This window comes from Cognatiluteimonas telluris (assembly GCF_011320095.1).
GTDB classification, from domain to species: Bacteria; Pseudomonadota; Gammaproteobacteria; order Xanthomonadales; family Xanthomonadaceae; genus Cognatiluteimonas; species Cognatiluteimonas telluris.
Genome location: NZ_JAANOY010000055.1, coordinates 1 through 5000, shown reverse-complemented (window position 1 = coordinate 5000; position 5000 = coordinate 1). Strand labels below are relative to the sequence as shown.

The following is a 5000-nucleotide window of genomic DNA, read 5'->3' as shown; positions in this document are numbered from 1 at the left end:
GCCGGCGCCGGCGACCGCGCGACCGGCCCCGCCGCCACGGCCGGTGGCGAAGTCGACGGGGATGGCGCCGGCGCGCCGCCCGCCTGCGCGGCGGCGATCGGTGGACACAGCGCAAGCGCGCCAGCGAAGGCGAGACACATCGGTCGGGACAGCATCGCCCGACTATAGCCGAGCAAAAGTGAACGGATTTGGCAGTTCCAAGGCGCCCTGGGCGGGGCCTCGCCTGCATGGCGGGCAAGCGGGCACAGGCAAACCATGACGGACGTGCCACTTGAACCGGGTTCACGGATTGTTTACAAGTCCTGAGCCGCGGCGGCACAGGGGCGCTGGCGGCCCATCCCATCTTCCCTTCGGAGATCCTCGATGCAAGCGCTGCGCCGCAATCGGCTGACCATGGCCGTGAATCTTTCCCTGTTGCTCCTGCTGCCCGGCCTCGCCGCGGCGCAGGACGCCCCGCCGCCCGTCGCGCCCGAGACGGCCACCAGCGCCACGACCCTGGATCGCGTCGAAGTCACCGGCAGCCGGATCAAGCAATCCGATGCGGTGACCAGCCAGCCGGTCGCCATCATCAGCCGCGCGCAGATCGACCAGAGCGGCGCGACGTCGATCGGTGAGTTCCTGCAGGACATGACCGCCAGCGGCAAGGCGCTCAACGCCAAGTTCAACTCGTCGGGCAACTTCGGCTATCCGTCCGACGGCGGCGGCATCGGCGCCGGTTCGGCACAGGTGGACCTGCGCAACCTGGGCTCCAACCGCGTGCTGGTGCTGGTCGACGGCGTGCGCTGGGTCAATGAATCGTCCGCATCGGGCGTGAGCGGCAGCGCCGATCTCAACACCATCCCGCTGGCGATCGTCGACCGCATCGAAGTGCTGGAAGACGGCGCCTCGGCGATCTACGGCTCCGACGCGATCGCGGGCGTGGTCAACATCATCACCCGCAAGAAATTCGAAGGTGCCGTTGTCCACACCAAGTTCGGCAGCTACGGCCACGGCGGCGACGACGTCGAAGCCGATGTCACCGCCGGCACCAGCGGCGATCGCTTCAACGGCGTGTTCAGCGCCAGCTACGTCAAGTCCAAGGCGATCAGCGCATCGGAATGGGCACGCTCCTCGGTGCCGACCCCGGGTGGCGGACCGGCCGGCAGCTCGGGCACCCCGCAGGGTCGCTTCATCTTCTGCGACCCGGGCATCACCACGCCCGGCACGCCCGGTTTCTGCGATCCGGATACCGCGGACTGGTTCGACATGACGCTCAACGACGGCACCACCACGCCGAACTACAACGGCGGCGCGCCGACCGGCCCGGGCGGCACTTACCACGGCTTCAACTTCACCGCCGACGGCTTCAACTTCGCGCCCTACAACCTGCTGCTGACGCCATCGCAGCGCACCTCGATCTTCGGTAGCGCCAGCTTCGCCATCAGCGATTCGGTCTCGCTGCACGGCAAGGTGCTCTTCAACAACCGCAAGTCCACCAACCAGGCCGCGCCGGAGCCGATCTTCGTCGGTCCGTTCGCCGGCACCGGCGGCATTGCCGACACCATCTCGATCGCCGCCAACAACCCGTACAACCCGTTCGGCATCGACCTGTGCGCGGTGGCCTCGCCGACCTGCGGCGACGGCACCGCCAACTTCGGCTTCATCACCAAGCGTCCGATCGAGCTTGGGCCACGCATCTTCAAGCAGGACGTCAGCACCTGGTATTTCAACGTCGGCATCGATGGCAGCAACGACTGGGGTCCTCGTGGCATGGATTGGAACATCGACGCCGTCCATTCCGAGAACCAGGCCGACCAGCATTTCACCAACGGCTTCAACGTCGCCAAGCTGAAACTGGCGCTGGGCGACGTCAACGTCTGCAACGCGACGCCGGGCTGCGTGCCGCTGGACCTGTTCGGTGGCGAAGGCCGGCCAATCACCCCGGAGATGTTCGGCTACGTCACCGCGCCGCAGCATGACTCCAGCAAGCAGGTGCTGGACCTGGTCACCGCCAACCTCACCGGCGACCTGTGGCAGATGGGCAGCGACCGCTACGCGGGCTTCGCGGTCGGCTTCGAACATCGCCGCTACGAAGGCGACTTCACTCCCGACCCGCTGCGCCAGAGCGGCGAATCGCAGGACTCGTTCGCCGCGCCGGTCTCGGCGTCGTACCACGTCAACGAAGCCTATGCCGAAGTGCTGGTGCCGTGGCTGAGCAGCTTCAGCACCGACTTCGCGCTGCGTCGTTCGCAGTACTCCACGTTCGGCGGGGCGACCACCGGCAAGGCCGGCTTCCGCTGGCAGCCGATGGAAGACCTGGTCGTTCGTGGCACCTGGTCCGAAGGTTTCCGCGCGCCGAACCTCGGCGAGCTGTACGGCCTGACCCAGTTCGGCGACACGCTGGTGGATCCATGCGGTTCGGCGACCCACCCCGGTCCGATCGATCCGAGCTTCGCGGCCGCCTGCGGTGCGCAGGGCATCCCGACGACGTTCACCCAGGCCAACACGCAGATCATCAAGTTCACCGGCGGCAATCCCGACCTGCAGCCGGAGAGGTCGAAGAACTACAGCTTCGGTGCGGTGTGGAGCCCGTCGTGGGCGGAAAACCTGTCGTGGTCGCGTCGCATGGACTTCGAGTTCGACTACTACCACTACAAGGTCACCGACGCGATCCAGGCGCCGGATACCCAGGCCCTGCTCAACGGTTGCTATGACGGCAGCATCACCGGCACCGCGTGCTCGGGCTTCACCCGCGGCGCGGGCTTCCAGCTCAATCCGCCGACCGACTTCCTCGACAACCTGGGCACGATCACCACCAGCGGCATCGACTTCAAGACCACCTGGTTGAGCCCGGAACTGTCGTGGGGCCAACTGAGCGCGTCGCTGCAGTCCACCCACACGCTCAAGTACGACGCGGTGGACGACGAGGGCAACCATGCCCAGCGCACGGTCGGGCTGGAAGTGGCCGACAGCGCGATCCCGGACTGGCAGACCAACGTCCAGCTGGGCTGGCACAAGGCCGACTGGAATGCGTCGTGGAACGTGCGCTACATCAGTGCGGTGGACGAGGATTGCGGCAATGCCGGCACCACGCCGTCGACCGGTTGCGTCAATCCCGTCGGGTTGCATGAACTGCCGGCCACGACCTACCACGACGTGCAGGTGGGCTGGAGCAATGCGTTCGGCGCGCAGGGCCTGAAGGTCGCGCTGGGCGTCAACAACCTGTTCGACAAGGAACCGCCGGTGTGCGTGACCTGCTCGTTGAACGGCTACGACGCCGGCACCTACGACCTGCCGTTCCGGTTCTGGTACATGGACCTGCAGTACAAGTTCTAAATCCGTCGGTTGCGACAAACCACGGGCGGCGATGCGAATCGCCGCCCGTTCTTTTTACGCGCGCGTCGCGGCGAATCCCACTGATGACACGCCGACGACGCGCCGGTGGCGCGCAGGTGACGCAACGGCACCAGGCTAGGGGGAAGGCGCCTGCGAGGGCCGGTTCAATGCCCGGTCCGGCACCGCCAGATCGATCGACAGCGCCAGGTGGTCGGACAAGGCCGCCGGCATCGCGGACACCGCGTGGCAGGTCAGCGGATCGGTCGCCAGGATGTGGTCGATCGCGCGCTGCGGCCGCCAGCTCGGGAAGGTCAGGACGCCATGGGTGGGCGGCTGCAACCGGGTGCGCTGGTAGAGCAGCGCCATTTCCGGCCGATCCAGCGTGCAGTTGAAATCGCCCATCAGCACCGCGTGCGGCAGGCCATGCAGCAGTTCGGCGATGAAGGCCAGTTGCGACATCCGCGAGGTCGCCCCGAGCGAGAGGTGGGCGATGGCCACCGTCAGGCCTTCGTCGCCTTCCCCGAACCGCGCCAGCAGCACGCCACGGCCGGCGATCCGGCCGGGCAGCGGATGGTCGGTGACCGAGATCGGCTCGAGCTTGCTCAGCAGGCCGTTGGCGCTGGAGGCGACGCCGCCCATGCTGCGATTGGGCTGGTGGCTCCAGTAGGCGAAGCCGGCGCGCTCGGCCAGGTAATGGGTCTGGTTGGTGAAGCCCGAACGCAGGCTGCCGGGATCGCTCTCCTGCAGGCCGACGATGTCGTGCTGCCCGGCCAGTTGCGCGATGGTGTCCAGCGCGCCGCGCTTGTTGCCGGCCGGCAGCACGTGCGACCAGCTGCGCGCGACATAGTCGTGGTAGCCGCGCGTGCTGGAGCCGGCCTGGATGTTGGCGCTGAGCAGCTTGAGCCGGCGGTGCGACATCCTTCCGGCTTACCGGCCGGCGGCTCCGGGCGCCGCGTTGGCGGCGCGCTCCTGCGCGATCAGCTGGTTGGTGATCCGCAGCACGTCCTCGTCGCCCTTGCCGGTGACGCGGTACTTGCCGTCGACGATGATCGTGGGGGTGCCTTCCACCCCGGACGCCAGCAGGAACTGCTTGGCGCGCGCGAGCTTGGCGGTGACGGCGAAGCTGTGCATCGCATCCAGGAACTGCTTGGGGTCGGCGCCATGCTGGCCGTAGAACGCGGCGATCTTGCCTTCGTCCACCGGATCGGCTTCACCCGGCAGCGTGTGCGCGAGGTGGATCGCATTGAACACCGCTTCGTGGGTCCGCTCGTCCAGGCCCATGCCTTCGGCGACCAGGTAGGCGCGCGCATACGGCTGCCATTGCGCGTTGAAATCCGCCGGCAGGTAGGTCAGGCGCACGTCCGCGGGCAGCTTGCGCTTCCACGCGCTGAGCAGCGGCTCGAAGCGGGCGCAGGCCGGACAGATGAAGTTAAAGACTTCCACCACTTCGATCTTGCCGTTGAGCGGCGCGTAGGGCTGGCCGCCCTTGATCTCGACGTAATCGGTTCCCGGCACCAGGCCGCCGGCGTTACTGGACGCCTGCGCGACCGCCTCGACGGCGGCATCGGCGCCGGCGGTCGACGGATCGGCGGGCGCCGCATCGGTCGGGGCCGGCATGGCGCCGGAATTCGCCGCGGCAGCCGCGGCTTCGGCGGCCGCGCTCGGGGTGCCGTCGGCGGGGGCGG

3 protein-coding genes are annotated in these 5000 nt (G+C 67.9%); 1 reads left to right on the top strand and 2 read right to left on the bottom strand.

The annotated features are described in order from the left end of the window. The first annotated feature begins 399 nt into the window (after nucleotides 1-399). Nucleotides 400-3315, top strand: coding sequence for a TonB-dependent receptor domain-containing protein (locus tag G7B67_RS12685; RefSeq protein WP_166212988.1), 2916 nt, complete (start codon nucleotides 400-402; stop codon nucleotides 3313-3315). Nucleotides 3316-3450: 135 nt separating this feature from the next. Here the strand turns inward: G7B67_RS12685 and G7B67_RS12680 are convergent, their stop codons facing one another. Both G7B67_RS12680 and G7B67_RS12675 read right to left on the bottom strand, forming a co-directional pair. Next, on the bottom strand, nucleotides 3451-4233 hold the full coding sequence (locus G7B67_RS12680) for an endonuclease/exonuclease/phosphatase family protein (RefSeq protein WP_166212986.1): 783 nt from the start codon (nucleotides 4231-4233) through the stop codon (nucleotides 3451-3453). A 9-nt stretch (nucleotides 4234-4242) separates the two neighbouring features. Beyond that, nucleotides 4243-5000 (bottom strand): thiol:disulfide interchange protein DsbA/DsbL (locus G7B67_RS12675; protein ID WP_207780935.1); only part of this gene is annotated, 758 nt, incomplete at its 5' end.

What these genes read in the sequence shown, in the direction of transcription:
- G7B67_RS12680 (WP_166212986.1), bottom strand. Translation starts at nt 4,233, where the DNA reads ATGTCGCACCGCCGGCTCAAGCTGCTCAGCGCCAACATCCAGGCCGGC.